The organism is Klenkia sp. PcliD-1-E, assembly GCF_024124375.1.
Taxonomy (GTDB): domain Bacteria; phylum Actinomycetota; class Actinomycetes; order Mycobacteriales; family Geodermatophilaceae; genus Klenkia.
In genome coordinates, this window is sequence record NZ_JAMXRZ010000081.1 from 1 (window position 1) to 19691 (window position 19691).

15 protein-coding genes are annotated in these 19691 nt (G+C 73.6%); 11 read left to right on the plus strand and 4 right to left on the minus strand.

What is annotated here, in order from left to right:
- Positions 1 to 874 precede the first annotated feature (874 nt).
- Entirely contained in the window at positions 875 to 3001 is a 2127-nt protein-coding gene (gene uvrB, locus NH342_RS15645; RefSeq protein WP_253015973.1) for an excinuclease ABC subunit UvrB, read from the minus strand.
- A gap of 220 nt (positions 3002 to 3221) precedes the next feature.
- Between uvrB and glgX the strand changes: the two genes are divergently transcribed.
- From glgX to NH342_RS15685, 8 genes are all read left to right on the plus strand, one after another.
- Positions 3222 to 5333: a glycogen debranching protein GlgX gene (gene glgX / locus NH342_RS15650; RefSeq protein ID WP_253015975.1), complete on the plus strand. Its 2112-nt coding sequence runs from the start codon at positions 3222 to 3224 to the stop codon at positions 5331 to 5333.
- Entirely contained in the window at positions 5330 to 7645 is a 2316-nt protein-coding gene (gene treY, locus NH342_RS15655; protein WP_253015977.1) for a malto-oligosyltrehalose synthase, read from the plus strand. Before glgX ends, treY begins: the two co-directional genes overlap by 4 nt.
- A 15-nt stretch (positions 7646 to 7660) precedes the next feature.
- Positions 7661 to 9520, plus strand: coding sequence for a malto-oligosyltrehalose trehalohydrolase (treZ, locus tag NH342_RS15660; protein ID WP_253015979.1), 1860 nt, complete (start codon positions 7661 to 7663; stop codon positions 9518 to 9520).
- 106 nt (positions 9521 to 9626) lie between these two features.
- Positions 9627 to 9914, plus strand: coding sequence for a VapC toxin family PIN domain ribonuclease (locus tag NH342_RS15665; protein ID WP_256480477.1), 288 nt, complete (start codon positions 9627 to 9629; stop codon positions 9912 to 9914).
- A gap of 68 nt (positions 9915 to 9982) precedes the next feature.
- Positions 9983 to 11071 (plus strand): ATP-dependent DNA ligase, encoded by a 1089-nt coding sequence (locus tag NH342_RS15670; protein ID WP_253015981.1) that lies wholly within the window; start codon positions 9983 to 9985, stop codon positions 11069 to 11071.
- A 65-nt stretch (positions 11072 to 11136) separates the two neighbouring features.
- Positions 11137 to 12705, plus strand: coding sequence for an alpha/beta hydrolase (locus tag NH342_RS15675; protein WP_253015983.1), 1569 nt, complete (start codon positions 11137 to 11139; stop codon positions 12703 to 12705).
- Positions 12706 to 12747: 42 nt separating this feature from the next.
- Positions 12748 to 13836 carry a DNA polymerase domain-containing protein gene (locus NH342_RS15680; RefSeq protein WP_253015985.1) on the plus strand — a complete coding sequence of 363 codons (1089 nt, stop codon included), beginning with the start codon at positions 12748 to 12750 and terminating at the stop codon, positions 13834 to 13836.
- Positions 13837 to 13943: 107 nt separating this feature from the next.
- Entirely contained in the window at positions 13944 to 14147 is a 204-nt protein-coding gene (locus NH342_RS15685) for a cold-shock protein (protein WP_091062538.1), read from the plus strand.
- 95 nt (positions 14148 to 14242) lie between these two features.
- Here the strand turns inward: NH342_RS15685 and NH342_RS15690 are convergent, their stop codons facing one another.
- Complete coding sequence (locus NH342_RS15690) at positions 14243 to 14695, minus strand: hypothetical protein (protein WP_253015987.1); 453 nt, start codon at positions 14693 to 14695, stop codon at positions 14243 to 14245.
- Between the two features lie 153 nt (positions 14696 to 14848).
- Between NH342_RS15690 and NH342_RS15695 the strand changes: the two genes are divergently transcribed.
- The 3 genes from NH342_RS15695 (at position 14849) to NH342_RS15705 (ending at position 18298) form a co-directional block, all read left to right on the plus strand.
- Positions 14849 to 17398 carry an ExeM/NucH family extracellular endonuclease gene (locus NH342_RS15695; RefSeq protein ID WP_253015999.1) on the plus strand — a complete coding sequence of 850 codons (2550 nt, stop codon included), beginning with the start codon at positions 14849 to 14851 and terminating at the stop codon, positions 17396 to 17398.
- A gap of 71 nt (positions 17399 to 17469) precedes the next feature.
- Positions 17470 to 17904 (plus strand): peptide-methionine (R)-S-oxide reductase MsrB, encoded by a 435-nt coding sequence (gene msrB / locus NH342_RS15700; RefSeq protein ID WP_253016001.1) that lies wholly within the window; start codon positions 17470 to 17472, stop codon positions 17902 to 17904.
- Between the two features lie 82 nt (positions 17905 to 17986).
- Positions 17987 to 18298, plus strand: a complete 312-nt coding sequence (locus NH342_RS15705) for a hypothetical protein (RefSeq protein ID WP_253016003.1) — start codon at positions 17987 to 17989, stop codon at positions 18296 to 18298.
- Here the strand turns inward: NH342_RS15705 and hemQ are convergent.
- Both hemQ and NH342_RS15715 read right to left on the minus strand, forming a co-directional pair.
- Positions 18266 to 18982: a hydrogen peroxide-dependent heme synthase gene (hemQ, locus tag NH342_RS15710; RefSeq protein WP_253016005.1), complete on the minus strand. Its 717-nt coding sequence runs from the start codon at positions 18980 to 18982 to the stop codon at positions 18266 to 18268. The two genes, NH342_RS15705 and hemQ, sit on opposite strands and share 33 nt — an antisense overlap.
- Positions 18983 to 19014: 32 nt before the next feature.
- On the minus strand, positions 19015 to 19691 hold a 677-nt coding region (locus NH342_RS15715; protein WP_253016007.1), incomplete at its 5' end, for an NAD(P)/FAD-dependent oxidoreductase.

The following is a 19691-nucleotide window of genomic DNA, read 5'->3' on the forward strand; positions in this document are numbered from 1 at the left end:
CCGATCCCCCGCCCGCGCCCGCCCCGAGCTCGGCGGAGCAGTCCGGCGGTGAGGGCACCACGGCCACGACGACCGCACCCGAGCCGTCGCCCTCGGACCCGGCCGAGACGCCCGGCCAGGGTCCCGCCCCCGGCGGGGGCGACGGCGGGGGTCCCAGCGGTGGCGACGGTCCCAGCGGAGGTGGCGGCGCCAGCGGAGGCGCCGGACCGGGCGGCGGCGGGAACGGCGGCGGCCCCGGCGGAGGTGGCCCCGGCGGAGGTGGCCCCGGCGGTGGAGGTGGCCCCGGCGGTGGAGGCGGCCCCGGTGGCGGTGGCCCGGGACGCGGCCCCGGCGGCTGACGGCGAGCTCGAACCCCCTCGGCCCGTTCCGGCACCAGGGTCGGGCCGTGCGCGTGCCCGGTCAGCGGGCCCGACGTGCTCCTGCGGGACGCGAGCAGGTGAGCACGCCGGCCCGGGGTGGGAGGTGATGGCTGACGGTGGGAGGTGGTCGGTGACCACCTCCCACCGTCGGGGATGACCTCCCACCCCGTGGCACCCCGGGTACCGCGAGGTGGGCGCGGCGGCGACCACCCCGCGCTCCCCCGCCACGGGTGGCCGGACATCCTGCACGGTGAGCGCGCGGGGCAACGGGCGGCGACCGTCGAGGATGTACGGCGACCCCCACCACGGAGTGCGGCGAGCCGGCCGGCGCAGCGCACGCCCGGGCGCCGGGGCCGCCGGCCGGAACCCGTCCTGGCTCACCGGAGTCCGTCCTGGCTCACCGGCGCCGGTGAGCCAGGACGGACATCGACCAACCCCGCTGATCAACGCCGCGCGGAGGCGGTGGGGAGCCGGGGCGGCGGGCGGTCGGAGACCCGGGGCAGCAGCCGGGCGGGTCAGGCGTGGGCCTGGTCGAACTGGCGCAGCTCGCGCTTGAGCTCGTTCAGCTCGTCGCGCAGGCGGGCCGCGACCTCGAACTGCAGCTCCCGCGCCGCAGCCAGCATCTGGTCGTTCATCTCCTGGATCATGTCGGCCAGCGCCGCGCGGGGCAGACCTTCGACGTCGATGGAGCCGGCCTTGGCCTTGCTGCCCTTGCTCTTGGACGACAGCCCCGGCACCGGCGCCTTGCCGCGGGACTGCTGCCGGCCCGACCCGCCGAACTGCTCGGTGGCCTTCTCGGCGTCCTCGCTGGCCTGGTAGATCCCGTCGAGGATGTCGACGATCTTCTTCCGCAGCGGCTGCGGGTCGACGCCCTTCTCCTTGTTGTAGGCGATCTGCTTCTCGCGCCGCCGCGCGGTCTCGTCGATCGCCTGCGCCATGGACGGGGTGATCTTGTCGGCGTACATGTGCACCTGGCCCGAGACGTTGCGGGCGGCGCGGCCGATGGTCTGGATCAGCGAGGTGCCCGAGCGGAGGAAGCCCTCCTTGTCGGCGTCGAGGATCGCCACCAGCGACACCTCGGGCAGGTCCAGGCCCTCGCGCAGCAGGTTGATGCCGACCAGCACGTCGTACTCGCCCTGCCGCAGCTCGCGCAGCAGCTCGACCCGGCGCAGGGTGTCGACCTCGGAGTGCAGGTAGCGGACCTTGATGCCCAGCTCGAGCAGGTAGTCGGTGAGGTCCTCGCTCATCTTCTTGGTCAGCGTGGTGACCAGGATCCGCTCGTCCTTCTCGGTGCGGGTGCGGATCTCGTGCACCAGGTCGTCGATCTGGCCCTTGGTCGGCTTGACCACGATCTCGGGGTCGACCAGGCCGGTGGGCCGGATGACCTGCTCGACGAACTCGCCGCCGGTGCGGCCGAGCTCGTAGTTCCCCGGCGTCGCCGACAGGTAGACGGTCTGCCCGATCCGGTCGGTGAACTCCTCCCACTTCAGCGGGCGGTTGTCCATCGCCGAGGGCAACCGGAAGCCATGGTCGACCAGGGTGCGCTTGCGGCTCATGTCGCCCTCGTACATGCCGCCGATCTGCGGCACCGTCACGTGGGACTCGTCGACGACGAGCAGGAAGTCCTTCGGGAAGTAGTCGATGAGGCAGGCGCCGGCGGTGCCGGGGCCGCGGCCGTCGATGTGCCGGGAGTAGTTCTCGATGCCCGAGCAGAACCCGACCTGGCGCATCATCTCGATGTCGTAGGTGGTGCGCATGCGCAGCCGCTGGGCCTCCAGCAGCTTGCCCTGCTTCTCCAGCTCCGCCAGCCGCTGCTCCAGCTCGGCCTCGATGCCGCGGATCGCCCGCTCCATGCGCTCGGGACCGGCGACGTAGTGGGTGGCCGGGAAGACGAACAGCTCCTGCACCTCGCGCACGACCTCACCGGTCAGCGGGTGCAGGTAGTACAGCCGCTCCACCTCGTCGCCGAACATCTCGATGCGGACGGCGAGCTCCTCGTAGACCGGGAACACCTCGATGGTGTCGCCCCGCACCCGGAACGTGCCGCGGCTGAAGGCCAGGTCGTTGCGGGTGTACTGCTCGGTGACCAGGGTGCGCAGCAGCTCGTCGCGGTCGCGCTCCTCGCCGACGGTGACCTTCAGCGCCCGGTCGACGTACTCCTGCGGGGTGCCCAGGCCGTAGATGCAGGACACGGTGGAGACCACCACGACGTCCCGGCGGGTGAGCAGGCTCTGGGTGGCCGAGTGCCGCAGCCGCTCGACCTCCTCGTTGATCGAGGAGTCCTTCTCGATGTAGGTGTCGGTCTGCGGGACGTAGGCCTCGGGCTGGTAGTAGTCGTAGTAGCTGACGAAGTACTCGACCGCGTTGTTCGGCAGCAGCTCGCGGAACTCGTTGGCCAGCTGTGCGGCCAGCGTCTTGTTCGGCGCCATCACCAGGGTGGGCCGCTGCACCTGCTCGATCAGCCAGGCCGTCGTCGCCGACTTGCCGGTGCCGGTGGCACCGAGGAGCACCGTGTCGGTCTGGCCGGAGTTCACCGCCGCCGCCAGCTCCCGGATCGCCGTCGGCTGGTCACCGGAGGGCTGGAACTCGCTGACCACCTGGAAGGTGCCGCGGGTCGGCCGGAGGTCGGTCTGGATCGTCACGCCCCGAATGTAGGTCGGCCCACCGACAATTCCAGTCGACCGTGGGCAGCGGCACGTGCGGCCACCCGGCGGGCACGCGCGGGGGGCGGCAGACTCTCGCGAGGGGGCTCGTCACCGGCGACGTGTACGGCCCCCACCCCCGGGGCACCGCCGCCCGAGCACCACCGCCCCCAGGCCCGGACCGACCGCGGCCGACCAGCGCAGGAGGACCCACCACCCCATGACCACCCAGGTCTGGCCCGGCACTGCCTACCCCCTCGGCGCCACCTACGACGGCACCGGCACCAACTTCGCCCTGTTCAGCGAGGTGGCCGAGAAGGTCGAGCTGTGCCTGTTCGACGACGAGGGCAACGAGGAGCGCATCCGGCTGCCCGAGATGGACGCCTTCGTCTGGCACGGCTTCGTCCCCGGCGTCCAGCCCGGCCAGCGCTACGGCTACCGCGTGCACGGTCCCTACGACCCCGAGCAGGGTCAGCGGTGCAACCCCACCAAGCTGCTGCTGGACCCCTACGCCAAGGCCGTCGACGGCGGCATCGACTGGCACCCGTCGGTCTTCGGGTACGACTTCGAGACCAAGGAGCGCAACGACGAGGACTCCGCGGCGCACATGCCGAAGTCCGTCGTCATCAACCCCTACTTCGACTGGGGCAGCGACCGCCTGCCGCGCATCCCGTACCACAAGTCGGTCATCTACGAGGCCCACGTCAAGGGCCTGACCATGACCCACCCGCGGGTCCCCGAGGAGCTGCGCGGCACCTACGCCGGCATCGCGCACCCGGCGGTCATCGAGCACCTGCAGGACCTCGGCATCACCGCCGTCGAGCTCATGCCGGTGCACGAGTTCGTGCAGGACGACACCCTGCAGCAGAAGGGCCTGCGCAACTACTGGGGCTACAACACGATCGGCTTCTTCGCCCCGCACCACGAGTACGCCAGCAACCAGAGCCCCGGCATGGCCGTGCAGGAGTTCAAGGGCATGGTCCGCACGCTCCACGACGCGGGCATCGAGGTCATCCTGGACGTGGTCTACAACCACACCGCCGAGGGCAACCACCTCGGCCCGACGCTGTCGTTCAAGGGCATCGACAACCAGGCCTACTACCGCCTGGTCGAGGACGACCCGCAGTTCTACATGGACTACACGGGCACCGGGAACTCCCTCAACGTCCGCCAGCCGCACTCGCTGCAGCTGATCATGGACTCGCTGCGCTACTGGGTCACCGAGATGCACGTCGACGGGTTCCGCTTCGACCTGGCCTCCACCCTGGCCCGCGAGCTGCACGACGTGGACAAGCTGTCGGCGTTCTTCGACCTCGTGCAGCAGGACCCGGTGGTCAGCCAGGTCAAGCTCATCGCCGAGCCCTGGGACGTCGGCGACGGCGGCTACCAGGTCGGCAACTTCCCGTCGTTGTGGACCGAGTGGAACGGCAAGTACCGCGACACCGTGCGCGACTTCTGGCGCGGCGAGGACGCCACCGTCGGGGAGTTCGCCAGCCGGATCACCGGCTCGGCCGACCTCTACCAGCACTCCGGCCGACGTCCGGTGGCCAGCATCAACTTCGTCACCGCGCACGACGGCTTCACCATCAACGACCTGGTCTCCTACAACGAGAAGCACAACGAGGCCAACGGCGAGGGCAACAACGACGGCGAGAGCCACAACCGCAGCTGGAACTGCGGCGTCGAGGGCCCCACCGACGACCCGGAGGTGCTCGCGCTGCGGGCCCAGCAGCGGCGCAACTTCATCGCCACGTTGATGCTGTCCCAGGGCGTGCCGATGCTGCTGCACGGCGACGAGCTCGGCCGCACCCAGCAGGGCAACAACAACGGCTACTGCCAGGACTCCGAGCTGACCTGGATCGACTGGTCCGACGTCGACGAAGGTCTGGTCGAGTTCACCAGGCTGGTCACGCACCTGCGCCACGACCACCCCACGTTCCGCCGCCGCCGGTTCTTCAACGGCCGTCCGGTGCGGCGCGCCGAGGGCGACCCGGTCCCGGACATCGCCTGGCTGACACCGGCCGGCGAGCTGATGACCGAGGAGGACTGGGACGCCCACTACGCCAAGTCCATCGCCGTCTACCTCAACGGGCACGGCATCCGCTCGACGGACGAGCGCGGCGAGGACGTCGTGGACGACTGCTTCATCCTGGCCTTCAACGCCTGGCACGAGGACATCGAGTTCACCCTGCCGCCGGGCGAGTACTCCCAGGCCTGGTCCGTCGTCGTCGACACCGCCGACTTCGGCCCGGTCGAGCCGAACGAGAGCGCGGCCGGGGACACCATCACGGTCAAGGGCCGGGCGATGGTCGTCCTGCAGAGCGTCCCGTGACCGACTCCGCCCGCCGCGGGGTGCCCTCGGGCACCTACCGGCTGCAGTTCCACGCCGGCTTCACCCTCGACCAGGGCGCCGACCTGGCCGGCTACCTGGCCGACCTGGGTGTCAGCCACGCCTACGCCTCCCCGCTGCTGCGGTCGGCCGAGGGCTCCGACCACGGCTACGACACCACCGACCACGCGCACGTCGACGAGGCACGCGGTGGCCGCGAGGGCCTGGAGCGGCTGGTGACGGCGCTGCACGAGCACGGGCTGGGCCTGGTGCTGGACCTGGTGCCCAACCACATGGGCGTCGAGGACGCGCACGCCTCGGGCTGGTGGTGGTCACTGCTGGAGCTGGGGCCCGACAGCCCGCACGCGCACGCCTTCGACGTCGACTGGGCCGCTGGCGGCGGCAAGGTCCGGATCCCCGTGCTGGGGTCGGACGACGACGTCGCCGAGCTGCGGGTGGAGGACGGCGAGCTGCGCTACTACGACCACCGCTTCCCGATCGCCCCCGGCACCGGCGAGGGCACCCCGCAGGAGGTGCACGCCCGGCAGCACTACGAGCTGGTGGGCTGGCGGCGCGCGGACCACGAGCTGAACTACCGCCGGTTCTTCGCCATCAACACCCTGGCGGGCCTGCGCGTCGAGGACGAGCGGGTCCTCGAGGCCACCCACGCCCTGGTCCGCGAGATGCTCGCGGCCGGCTGGGTCGACGGGCTGCGGATCGACCACCCCGACGGCCTGGCCGACCCCCGCGGCTACCTGGACCGGCTCGCCGAGCTGTCCGGCCACCGCTGGACCGTGGTGGAGAAGATCCTGGAGCCCGGGGAGGACCTGCCCGAGGGCTGGGCCACCGCCGGGACGACGGGGTACGACGCGCTCGCCGAGGTGGACGGCGTCCTGGTCGACCCGGCCGGGGAGGCACCGTTCACCGCGCTGGACACCGAGGTCGCCGGGCACCCGGTCGACTACGCGCAGCTGGTGCACGACGCCAAGCGCGAGGTCACCGACGGCATCCTGGGCTCCGAGGTCGCCCGGCTGGCCCGGCTGGTCGGGGGGCTCCCGGGGGTCGAGGCCGACCAGGTGGTCGAGGCGCTGGCCGAGCTGCTGGCCTCCTTCGACGTCTACCGCACCTACCTGCCCGACGGCCGGTCGCACCTGGACGCGACGGTCACCGCCGTCCGGGGGCGCCGGCCGGACCTGACCGCCGCGCTCGACGGCCTGCACCCGCTGCTGGGCACCCCCGGCACCGAGCTGGCCACCCGGTTCGAGCAGACGTCGGGCCCGGTGATGGCCAAGGGCGTGGAGGACAGCGCGTACTACCGGTGGTCGCGGTTCGTCGCGCTCAACGAGGTCGGCGGCGACCCCACCCGCTTCGGGTCGCCGGTGGCCGACTTCCACGAGGCGCAGCAGCGGCGGGCCGCCGACCGCGGGGTCTCGATGACCACGCTGTCCACCCACGACACCAAGCGCAGCGAGGACGTGCGGGCCCGGCTGGCCGTGCTGGCCGAGCTGCCCGAGGAGTGGGCGGGCCTGGTGCGCGGCTGGCTGGACCGGCACCCGCTCGCCGACCGGCCGCTGGCCCACCAGGTCTGGCAGAACCTGGTCGGCGCCTGGCCGCTCAGCCGGGAGCGGGCGCACGCCTACGCCGAGAAGGCCGCCCGGGAGGCGGGCACCTCGACCACCTACACCGCGGTGGACGAGGAGTTCGAGGCCACCCTGCACGCGTTGGTGGACGCGGCGTTCGACGACCCGACCACCCGGGCCGAGCTCGACGCGTTCGTCGAGCGGGTCACCGCGCCGGGCCGCTCGAACTCGCTGGCGCAGAAGCTGCTGCAGCTGACCATCGCCGGCGTGCCCGACGTCTACCAGGGCACCGAGCTGTGGGACCTGTCGCTGGTCGACCCCGACAACCGCCGTCCGGTCGACTACGCGCAGCGACGCCGGCTGCTGGCCGAGCTCGACGGCGGGTCGGTCCCCCCGGTCGACGAGTCGGGCGCGGCCAAGCTCCTCGTGGTCTCGCGCGTGCTGCGGCACCGCCGCGACCACCCGGGGGCCTTCGCCGGGTACACGCCGGTGCAGGCCACCGGCCCGGCCGCCGACCACGTCGTCGCCTTCGACCGCGGCGGCGTCGTCGCCGTCGCCACCCGGCTGCCGGTCCGGCTGGCCGCCGACGGCGGGTGGCGGGACACCGCGCTGGCGCTGCCCGGCGGCGGCTGGCGGGACCTGCTCACCGGCACCCGCACCGTCAGTGCCGCCGGCGGCGCCCCCCTCGCCGACGTCCTGCAGCACCTCCCCGTCGCCCTGCTCGTGCAGGACTGATCCGAGGACATGACCATGAGCACCGAGTTCGCCGTCTGGGCGCCGCTCCCCGAACGCGTCCGCCTGCAGCTGGACGACGAGGTCCACCCGATGACCCGGGACGACGCCGGCTGGTGGCGCGCCACCGTCGACGCCCGGGACGACGCCGACTACGGCTTCCTGCTCGACGACACCACCCCCGCCCGGCCCGACCCGCGCAGCCGCCGCCAGCCCGACGGCGTGCACGGGCTGTCCCGGCGCTTCGACCCGGCCGCCCACACCTGGGGCGACCGCGCCTGGACGGGGCGTCCGCTGGCCGGCAGCAGCGTCTACGAGCTGCACCTGGGGACCTTCACGCCCGGGGGCACCCTCGACGCGGCCGCGGCCAAGCTGGACCACCTGGTCGACCTCGGCGTCGGGTTCGTGGAGCTGCTGCCGGTCAACGGGTTCAACGGCACGCACAACTGGGGCTACGACGGCGTCGCCTGGTACGCGGTGCAGGAGACCTACGGCGGGCCGGCGGCCTACCAGCGGTTCGTCGACGCGTGCCACCAGCGCGGCCTCGGGGTCATCCAGGACGTCGTCTACAACCACCTCGGCCCGTCGGGGAACTACCTGCCGGAGTTCTTCCCGGTCTTCAGCGAGGGCGGCGCGAACACCTGGGGCGAGTCGGTGAACCTGTCCGGTCCGCACTCGGACGAGGTGCGGCGGTACATCATCGACAACGCGCTGATGTGGCTGCGCGACATGCACGTCGACGGCCTGCGGCTGGACGCCGTCCACGCCCTGGTCGACGAGCGGGCCACCCACGTGCTGGAGGAGCTGGCCGCGGAGGTCGACGCGCTGTCGGTCGCCGTCGGCCGGCCGCTGACGCTGATCGCCGAGAGCGACCTCAACGACCCGCGGATGGTCACCCCGCGCGCCTCCGGCGGGCTGGGCATGACCGCGCAGTGGAGCGACGACTTCCACCACAGCCTGCACGCCGTGCTCACCGGCGAGGGGCAGGGCTACTACCGCGACTTCGCCGACGCCGGGCTGGCGGGCCTGGCGAAGGTGCTCACCGGTGCGTTCCTGCACGACGGCGCCTGGTCCTCCTTCCGCAAGAGGCACCACGGCCGGCCGGTGGACACCACCCGCTTGCCGGGGTGGAAGTTCCTGGCCTACCTGCAGGACCACGACCAGATCGGCAACCGCGCCACCGGTGACCGCGTCTCGGCGACCCTGTCCCCCGCGCAGCTCGCCGTCGGCGCCACCATCACGCTGACCAGCCCGTTCACCCCCATGCTGTTCATGGGCGAGGAGTGGGGCGCGACGACGCCGTGGCAGTTCTTCACCAGCCACCCCGAGCCCGAGCTCGGGAAGGCCACCGCCGAGGGCCGGATCGGGGAGTTCGCCGAGCACGGCTGGGACGCCGAGGAGGTGCCCGACCCGCAGGACCCGGGGACCTTCACCCGCTCGAAGCTGGACTGGTCCGAGCTCGACCGGGACCCGCACGCCGGGCTGCTGCGGGTGCACACCGACCTGCTCGCCCTGCGCCGCACCCACCCCGACCTGGTGGACGCCGACCTGACCCGGGTCGCCGTCGACCACGACGAGGCCGAGCGCTGGCTCGTGGTGCACCGCGGCACCCTGCGGGTGGTGGCCAACCTGGCCGACACCCCGCGCACCGTCGACCTGGACGCCGCCCCCACCGAGGTGCTGTTCGCCACCGGCGAGCTGCCGACCGTCGAGGGCACCGCGGTCACCCTGCCCGCGCACTCCGCGACGATCCTGCGGGCCGCCCTGGCCACCGACGGCCCGGTCCGGATCCGCACGGACGAGCGCACCGGCCCGCGGGTCGCGTCCACCGGACGCCCGGTGCCCAGCGAGGACGTGCGGGTGCTGGACGACGAGTGACGGGCCTGCTCGACGCGGACGTGCTCACCGCCCTGGTCGTGGAGGACCACGTCCACCACGAGGTGGTGTCGGAGTGGTTCGCCGGGTCGACCGACCGGTTCGCGACGTGCCCCTGACCCAGGGGGCCCTGGTCCGTCACCTGGTGCGCTCCGGGGCCGGCTCGGCCCAGGCGCAGGACGTCCTCGGCGGGCTCGTCGACCACCCCCGCCACGAGTTCTGGCCCGACGGGCTGACGTACGTCGAGGTGGACCTGCGTGCCGTCGTCGGCCATCGCCAGGTGACCGACGCCTACCTCGCCGGGTTGTCCCGCACCCGTGGCGGCCGGCTCGTCACGCTGGACCGCGGGCTGGTCGCCGTCCACCCGGACGTCGCGACCGCACTCGACCGGGGCTGAGGACCGAGCGGCCGCGCGGTCCCCGTCGCAGGCCTGCCGGGCGATCGGGTGCCTGCTTGACTGCACGGGTGGACCTGCCCGTGATGCCCCCGGTCAAGCCGATGCTGGCCAAGGCGGCGACCACCGTCCCCGACGGCGACTTCTTCTACGAGCCCAAGTGGGACGGCTTCCGCTGCATCGTCTTCCGGGACGGCGACGAGGTCGAGCTGGGCAGCCGCAACGAGCGCCCGCTGACCCGCTACTTCCCCGAGGTGGTGGAGGCGGTCAAGGCACAGCTGCCGGAGCGGTGCGTGGTCGACGGCGAGATCGTCGTCCCGCGCGGGGACCGGCTGCACTTCGAGTCGCTGCTGCAGCGCATCCACCCCGCCAAGTCGCGGGTGGACAAGCTGGCCGCGGAGACCCCGGCGTCCTTCCTGGCCTTCGACGTGCTGGCGCTGGGCGACGAGTCGTTGCTCGACGTCCCCTTCCGGGAACGGCAGGCGCGGCTGCGCGAGGCGCTGGCCGGGGTGCAGGCCCCGGTGCACGTCACCACGGTCACCACCGAGGCCGAGGTCGCCCGCCGCTGGTTCGCCGAGTTCGAGGGCGCGGGCCTGGACGGCGTGGTCGCCAAGCCCGCCGACTCCCCCTACTCCCCCGACCAGCGGACGATGACCAAGGTCAAGCACGTCCGGACGGCGGACGTCGTGGTCGCCGGGTTCCGCTGGCACAAGACCTCCACCCCGGAGAACCCGCTGGTCGGCTCGCTGCTGCTGGGCCTGCACCGGGACGGCGAGCTGCAGCACATCGGGGTGGCGGCCTCCTTCACGCTCAAGCGGCGCGCGGAGCTGGTCGAGGAGCTCGCCCCCCACCGGACGACCGCGCTGGACGAGCACCCGTGGGGCGGGTGGGCGAACGCGCAGGCCGAGTGGTCCGAGGGCCACCCCGGCCAGCGGATGCCGGGCGCGCAGAGCCGCTGGAACGCCGGCAAGGACCTGTCCTGGGTGCCGCTGCGGCCCGAGCTCGTGGTGGAGATCCGCTACGACCAGCTCGAGGGCGAGCGGCTGCGGCACACCGGGCAGTTCCAGCGCTGGCGGCCGGACAAGGACCCCGCCGACTGCACCTACGACCAGCTCGACGTGCCGGTCCGCTACGACCTCGCCGAGGTCCTGGGCGGCTGAGAGATGGGGCACGAGGTGCCCGCGGGACGGGCGTGGCACGCGGAGCCCTCCTAGGGTGGTCCCCCGTGAGTGCCCAGTCCCGCCGTCCCGCCGTCCTGGTGGCGCTGCTGTCCGTCGTCCTGGTCGTGCTGTCGGCCTGCTCCTCCTCCGACGGCACCACCGACGCCGCCGCCAGCTCCTCGGCGGCGCCGACCACCCCGACCGAGCCCCCGGTCGAGCCGGTGGAGTGGACCGACTGCACCGCCGACATCGCGCCGATCATCGCCGGGCGCCCGGGCGCGGACCGGCCGCTGACCTTCGGCTGCGGCCAGATCGAGGTGCCGCTGTCCTACGACGACCCGACCGGGCCCAGCCTGTCGCTGTTCGCCGTCCGCGCCGTCTCCGGCACCCAGACCGACCGCATCGGCTCGCTGGTGGTCAACCCCGGCGGCCCCGGGCTGTCGGCGACCGACGCCGCCGTGCAGAGCGCGCTCACCCTGCCCGACGCCGTGCTGGCCCGCTTCGACGTGGTCGGCGTCGACCCCCGCGGGGTGGGGCTGAGCCAGCCCGTGCAGTGCATCTCCGACAGCACGAAGGACCAGCTGACCGCCGCCGAGCCGCGGCCCACCACCGCCGACGAGCTCGACGCCGCCTTCGGGCTCGCCGACGACGTCGCGGCCGGGTGCGTGGACGAGTACGGCGAGGGCCTGGGCGCGTTCTCCACCGTGGACTCCGCCCGCGACCTGGACGTCGTCCGGCAGGCCATCGGTGACCAGCAGCTGACCTACCTGGGCTACAGCTACGGCACCACCCTCGGCTCGACCTACGCCCAGCTGTTCCCCGAGGAGGTCCGCGCGCTGGTGCTCGACGGCGCGGTCGACCCCGACGCCACCCGGCAGGAGGCCGCCGAGGCGCAGGCGCAGGGCTTCGAGGCCGCGTTCGACGCCTTCGCCGCCAACTGCACGTCGCTGGTCAGCGGGTGCCCGATCGGCGCCGACCCCCGGGCGGCGGTGGACGCCCTGCTCGCCCAGGCCGAGGCCACCCCGATCCCCAGCAGCCGTCCGGGCGAGACCCGGCAGGCCACCCCGGGGCTGGTGCTGGCCGCCGTCCGGTCCGCGCTGTACAACCCGGCCGCCTGGCCGCAGCTGGCCCAGTCCCTGGCCGCCGCGCAGCAGGGTGACTCCGCCGGCGTGCTCACCCTGGCCGACACCTTCACCGGCCGGGCCGAGGACGGCACCTACAGCAACACCATCGACGCCAACATCACCGTCAGCTGCGCCGACACCGACGAGAGCTACTCGCAGTCCGAGGTCCGCACCCTGGTCGCCGACTGGGGCACCCGGTACCCGCTGTTCGGGGCCGACGCCGCGCTGTCGCTGTACACCTGCACCCCGTGGGACGCCCCGCGCACCCCGCTCCCGGACCGGGACGCCGAGGGCGCGGCACCGATCCTGGTCATCGGCACGCAGGGCGACCCCGTCACCCCGCTGCCCGGCGCGGTGGACATGGCGCAGGACCTCACCTCGGGCGTGCTGCTGACCTGGCAGGGCAGCGGGCACACCGCCTACCCGAAGACGCAGTGCGTCACCGACGCCGTGAACGCCTACCTCGTCGACCTGGCCGCGCCGACCGCCGCCCTCACCTGTCCCGCCTGACCGGTTCGGGCCCGCCCGCCCGTGCGCCCCTAGGGTCACGGGATGGCCCGCACCGCTCCCGTCGTCCTCGAGGTCGGTGACCACGAGGTCCGCGTCTCCAGCCCCGACCGGGTGGTGTACGACGCCACCGACCGCACGCCGGCGTTCACCAAGCTCGACGTCTGCCGGTACGCGGCCACGGTGGGCGAGGTGTGGCTGGCCAGCATCGGTGGCCGGCCGACGGCGATGGAACGCTGGCCGGACGGCTGGCACGAGGGCATGCGCCTGGCCACCGGCCCGGGCGACAAGGACGCCGACGGCTTCTACCAGAAGCGGCTGCCCCGGGGTGCTCCCGACTTCGTGCGGACGGCGCGGGTGGCCTTCCCCAGCGGCCGCACGGCCGACCTGCTGTGCCCGCAGCACCCCGCGGACCTGGTGTGGGCCGCGCAGATGGGCACGCTGACCGTCCACCCCTGGCCGGTCCGGGTGCCCGAGGTCGACTCCCCCGACGAGTTGCGGCTGGACCTGGACCCGCAGCCGGGCACCGGGTTCGCCGACGCCCGCCGGGTGGCCGGCGTCGCCCGCGAGCTGCTCGAGGAGCTGGGCCTCACCGGCTACGCGAAGACCAGCGGCAACCGCGGCGCGCACGTCTACGTGCGGATCGCCACCGGGCACAGCTTCGAGGACGTCCGGCACGCCGCGATCGGGTTCGGCCGCGAGCTGGAGCGCCGGGACGGCGGCGTGACCACCGCGTGGTGGAAGGAGGAGCGCGGCGAGCGGGTCTTCGTGGACTTCAACCAGAACAACCGCGACCGCACCATCGCCGGCGCCTGGAGCCCCCGCGCCCGGCCCGGTGCGCCGGTGAGCACGCCGCTGACCTGGGCGCAGCTGGCCGAGCTGGACGACCCGGCCGAGCTCAACCTGGCCACGGTCCCCGAGCGGCTGGCCGACGGCGACCCCTGGGCCGGGATGGACGACGTCGCCCACGACCTGGCCCCGCTGCTGCGGCTGTGGGAGACCCTGCCCGGCGGGGAGCTGAACTTCCCGCCCGACTACCCGAAGATGCCCGGGGAGCCGCCGCGGGTGCAGCCGAGCAAGAAGGTGGCCGCGCACTGGGACGCCGACGGCAACCGGGTCGACACACCCTCCTGAGGGGTGCCCGTGCACGGGGGGCTGGACAGGTGTGGTTAGGGTTCAGGCGTCGGGAAGGCTCTGTAAGTGGCAGGACCCCGACGTACGACCTCAGCTAGGAGCGAGCAATGCCCGAAGGAACTGTGAAGTGGTTCAACGCGGAGAAGGGGTTCGGCTTCGCCACCCCTGACGGCGGTGGCCCGGACGTCTTCGTCCACTACTCGGCGATCCAGACCAGCGGGTACCGCTCGCTCGACGAGGGTCAGCGCATCTCGTTCGACGTCGAGCAGGGCCAGAAGGGCCCGCAGGCGGCGAACGTCAACCCGCTCTGAACCACTGAGCGGGGGCTGACCTCAGCCACCTGAACCACCGGCAGCGCCCCTCGACCTCCGGGTCGGGGGGCGCTGCTGCGTGTGCGGGGTCGGCGTCAGTGCGCCCGGGGCACGTAGCCGCCGATGAGCGCGCTCATCAGCAGCGCGCCGTCGTGCTCGCCGACCGCGGCCGCGGCGTCGGCCAGCGCCCGCCACCGGTCCCGCTCGACGTCGGTCGGGGCGTTGGACGCGCGCGCCTCGAGCTGCTCGCCCAGGCGCTCCCACTCCGACTGCGGGGTCGGCCAGAGGCCGGTCAGCCGGCGGGCCTCGCCGGAGATGCCGGTGACCCGGACGACGTCACCGGCGACGTTGGTCAGCGCGGCGACGTAGCCGGTGTCGACCAGGCCGCGGACGGCGGCGACCACCTCGGCGCGTGGCAGGCCGCTGGCCGGGACGACCTGGCCCAGGTAGGGGGCGCCCCCGTGCTCGGGGCTGTCCACGAGCCGGGCGACGGCGCGCAGGACGGGCAGGTCGCGGGTGAACCAGGAGTCGGGCAGCAGCTCGGGCACCGGACCACGCTACGCGCCCGGTGATCATGAGCACGACTCATGAGCTGGGCGAAGAATGTCACCCGCTGTTCATGGACGTGCGCACAGCGCGCTGACAGGATCGGGTGTCCCCCCAGACCGGCGAACGGCCGCACCCCGGCCGCGAGGAGAACCGTGTCCCCCACCCGTACAGCCCGCCCCGCCGTCCTCGGCGTCGCGGTGGGCGCCCTGGTCGCCGGCGGCCTCGTCACCACCGCCGACCCGGCCGCCGCAGCACCCACCGACGCCCGGATCACCGAGATCCACTACGACAACGCCGGCGCCGACACCGGCGAGGCCATCGAGGTCACCGCGCCCTCCCCGGCCGACCTGACCGGCCTGTCCCTGGTCCTCTACAACGGCAGCAACGGCGCCAGCTACGGCACCCTCGCCGTCCCGGCCTCCAGCACCGGCATCGCGGTCGTCCCGGCCCCTGGCCTGCAGAACGGGGCGCCGGACGGCGTCGCCCTGGTCGCGAACGGCACGGTGGTCGAGTTCCTCTCCTACGAGGGCGTGCTGACCGCGACGAACGGACCGGCGAACGGCCTGACCAGCACCGACATCGGCGTCGCCGAGGACGGCGCGCCCGAGGGCCAGTCCCTGCAGCTGGTCGACGGCACCTGGACCGGTCCGCTGGCCTCGACCTTCGGCAGCCCCAACACCGGTGGCGGCACCGACCCGGACCCCGAGCCCGAGCCGACCGGCCCGGCCTGCGACGCCACCGCCGTCCCGATCGGCAGCGTGCAGGGCTCCGGCGCTGTGACCCCCGTCGCCGGCCAGCAGGTCACCATCCGCGGCACCGTCGTCGCCGACCTGCAGGACGGCGGCTTCCAGGGCTTCCACGTGCAGGACGCCGGCGACGGCGACCCGGCCACCTCCGACGCCGTCTTCGTGTACGCCCCCGGCGGCCGCCAGGTCGACCTCGGCGACGAGGTCGTGGTCACCGGCACCGCCGCGGAGTTCCCGGCCGACGACCCCCTGTCGGTCACCCAGCTGACCCAGGCGACCTACCGCGACTGCGGCACCGCGGCGCTGCCCGAGCCGGTCGCGCTGCCGATGCCCAGCGACGACGCCACCCGCGAGGCGTTCGAGGGCATGCTCGTGACCCCCGCCGCCGAGCTGACCGTCACCGAGCTGTTCGACCTGACCAGCTTCGGCGAGGTCCTGCTGTCCTCGGGCGGGCGCCTGCTCTCCCCCACCCAGGCCGCCGACCCCGGTGCCCCCGCGGCCGCCGTCGCCGCGGAGAACGTGCTGCGCTCGATCACCCTCGACGACGGCCGTTCCAGCCGGCTCGCCTCCGGCAGCGTCCCGCCCTACCTGGCCCCCGGTGACCCGGTGCGGATCGGCGACACCGCCGATCTGGGCCCGGTCGTGCTCTCGGCCGGGTTCGGCAGCTGGCGGCTGCAGCCGGCCACCGGCGACACGTCGGGCACGACCTTCACCCCGACCAACCCCCGCACCGACGCCCCGGCGCCGGTCGGCGGCGACCTGCGGGTGGCCGACTACAACGTGCTCAACTACTTCGTCACCTTCGGCGGGGACTCCCGAGGGGCGGCGGACGAGGCCGAGCTGGCCGACCAGCAGGCCAAGATCGTCGCCGGGCTGCAGGCGCTGGACGCCGACGTGATCACCCTGCACGAGATCGAGAACTCCGCGATCACCACCCCGGACACCCCGTACCGGGCGGTGGAGACGCTGCTGACCGCGCTGTCGGCGGCCGACGGGCACAGCTGGGCCTACGCGCCGGCGCACGAGGACACCGACGTCATCACCAACGCGATCGTCTACCGCACCGACGTCCTGACGCCGGTCGGCGAACCGGTGGCCTACACCAGCCCGGCCTTCGCCAACGCCCGCAGCCCGATCGCGCAGACCTTCCGGACCGGCGCCGGCGAGGTGTTCAGCGTCGTCGCCAACCACCTCAAGTCCAAGGGCAGCGAGTGCGCCACCGGCAACGACGACACCGTCGGCGGGGCCGGCAACTGCAACGGGGACCGGACGCAGCAGGCCACCGAGCTGGTCGCCTTCGCCCAGCAGGTCGCGTCGACCAGCGGGGACCCCGACGTCCTGCTGACCGGTGACTTCAACTCCTACCGGTTCGAGGACCCGCTGGACGTCGTCCGGGACGCCGGCTACACCGAGCTCGGCGAGGCCTTCGCGCCCGACGAGTACAGCTACGTCTTCGACGGCGGCTCGGGCTCGCTGGACCACGCCTTCGCCACCCCGTCCCTGGCCGCGCAGGCCACCGGGCTGACGGTGTGGGAGACCAACGCGGTGGAGTCCTTCGCCTACCAGTACGACTCCGGCGTGGACCCGCTCTACGCGCCGGACCCGTACCGGGCCAGCGACCACAACCCGACCGTCATCGGCTTCGCCCTCGACACCCCGGCCACCGCCGCGGTCGACGAGGACCGGCCCTTCCGCGGTGACCGGGTGACCGTCACCGGCACCGGGTTCGCTCCCGGTGAGCAGGTGACGGTGACCATCGGCGGCCGCTCCGCCGGGTCGGGCACCGCCGACGCGCAGGGCAGCGTGGTGCTGCAGCCGCGGGTGCCGGTCCTGCTGGGCGCGGGCGAGCAGCAGGTCGTGCTGACCGGGGCGTCCGGCGAGACGGCCGGCACGTCGATCACCCTCCGGTCGCTGCTGCAGGAACTCATCGACCGGTTGCTGGCACTCATCGGCTGAGCGCACGCCACCCCCGTCCCGGGCCGTGCTGGCCGAGGCGGGGGTGGCGGCCCGGTCGTACCGTGGCAGGCATGACGCAGCACCCCGGGACCTCGACCGACAAGCAGCCCGCCGTCACCAAGAGCGAGCAGGAGTGGCGGGCGCAGCTCTCGCCCGAGGAGTACGCCGTCCTGCGCCAGGCGGGCACCGAGCGGCCCTGGACCGGGGAGTACGTGGACACGAAGACCGTGGGCGTCTACCACTGCCGGGCCTGCGGCGCCGAGCTGTTCCGCTCGGAGACCAAGTTCGACTCGCACTGCGGCTGGCCGTCGTTCTACGAGCCCTCCGCCCGCGACAACGTCGTCCTGAAGAGCGACCGGTCGCTGGGCATGGTGCGCACCGAGGTGCTGTGCGGCACCTGCCACAGCCACCTGGGCCACGTCTTCGACGACGCGCCGCAGACCCCCACCGGCGACCGCTACTGCATCAACTCGGTCTCCATCACCCTCGCCCCCGCGGTGGACTAGGCAGTCCTGCCCAGGTGCGGCACGGTGCCCGCCCGCGAGGATGGGCCCCGTGCTTGACCCCGCGCCTGGCAGGCTGCCCACCGTGACCCGTCCGCCCCGTGCCCGCAGGCACCCCGCCGCCGTCGGCACCGGCGTCGTCGCCGGCGCCCTGCTGGCCCTGCCAGCTCTGGCCGTCGCCCCCTGGATGCTCCTCGGGGTCATGGCCGGCTGGTCGGGCACCGACATCGGCACCGGTGAGCCGGGCCCGACCGACTGGGGCCTGCTGCTCGGCAGCCTCAGCGCCCTGGTGCTGTGCGTCGCCGTCCCGGTCGGGGTCGGCTGGGGGCTGTGCCGGCTGGTGGACCTGGTGCTGCGGAGCCGGTCAGGCCAGGCCGGCCACCAGTTCCCCGGCTGAGCGACGGGTGCCCGTGTAGAAGGGGATCTCCTCGCGGACGTGCCGACGGGCCCGGCTGGCCCGCAGGTCGCGCATCAGGTCGACGATGCGGTGCAGTTCGTCGGCCTCGAACGCCAGGATCCACTCGTAGTCACCGAGGCCGAACGAGGCGACCGTGTTGGCCCGGACGTCGGGGTAGGGCCGGGCCTGCATGCCGTGCTCCTTGAGCATGTCCCGCCGCTCCTCGTCCGGCAGCAGGTACCACTCGTAGGACCGCACGAACGGGTAGACGCAGACGAACCGGCGGGGCTCCTCGTCGGCCAGGAACGCCGGGATGTGCGAGCGGTTGAACTCCGCCGGCCGGTGCAGCGCAAGCTGCGACCACACCGGCTCCAGGCGCCGGCCCAGCCCGGTGCGGCGCAGCCGGGTGTAGGCCTCCTGCAGCGCCTCCGCGTCGGCGGCGTGCCACCAGACCATCACGTCGGCGTCGGCCCGCAGGCCCGCGACGTCGTAGAGCCCGCGGACGACGACGTCCTTGCCGGCCAGCTCCTCGACCAGCGACTGCAGCTCCTCGGCCGCGCCCTGCCGGTCGTCGTCGCCGAAGGGGCGGGCGAGCCGGAACACCGACCACATCGTGTAGCGGATGGTGGCGTTGAGCTCGTTGGCCCGCTTGCCGATGCTCTTCTGCTCGGGCTGGTCGGTCATGCCGACCATTCTCCCCCGCCGGCGCGCCGCGGTCAGGTGAGGGTCGCCACCGCGCGACGGGCGCTGCCGATGCACGCCGGCACCCCGACGCCGTCGTAGGCCGCCCCGGCGACGGCGAGCCCGGGGACCTCGGCCACCGCCGCACGCACGGCGGCGACCCGGCCGAGGTGACCGGCCAGGTACTGCGGCAACCCGCCGCCCCACCGCACCAGGTGCGTCTCGACCGGGTCGGCGTCGGCCAGCCCCAGCAGCTCGGCCACCTCGGCGACCACCGCGGTCGTCAGGTCGTCGTCGGTGCGCCGCAGCTGGTGCTCCTCCAGGTAGCGGCCCACCGAGGAGCGCACCCGCAGCAGCCCGTCGCCGGACAGGTGCGGCCACTTCTGCGACGACACCGTCACGCCCTTGACCAGCCGGCCGCTGACCGGCGGCACCAGCAACCCCGACCCCGCGGCCAGCGGCTGCCCCCGGAACGCCATCGCCACCACGGCCATCGACGCGTACGGGATGCCGCCCAGCGGCTCGACCGCGCCCGGGGCGACCTCGGCCAGCAGCCGGGCCGCCTTGCCCGCGGGCACGGCGACGACGACGGCGTCGGCGGTCAGCGGCGCGCGGTCGGCCCCGACGGTCAGCTCGAACCCCCGGCCGGCACGGCGCAGGGTGTGTGCGGGGGTGCGCAGCCGGACGGAACCTGCCGGCAGCGCCGCGGCCA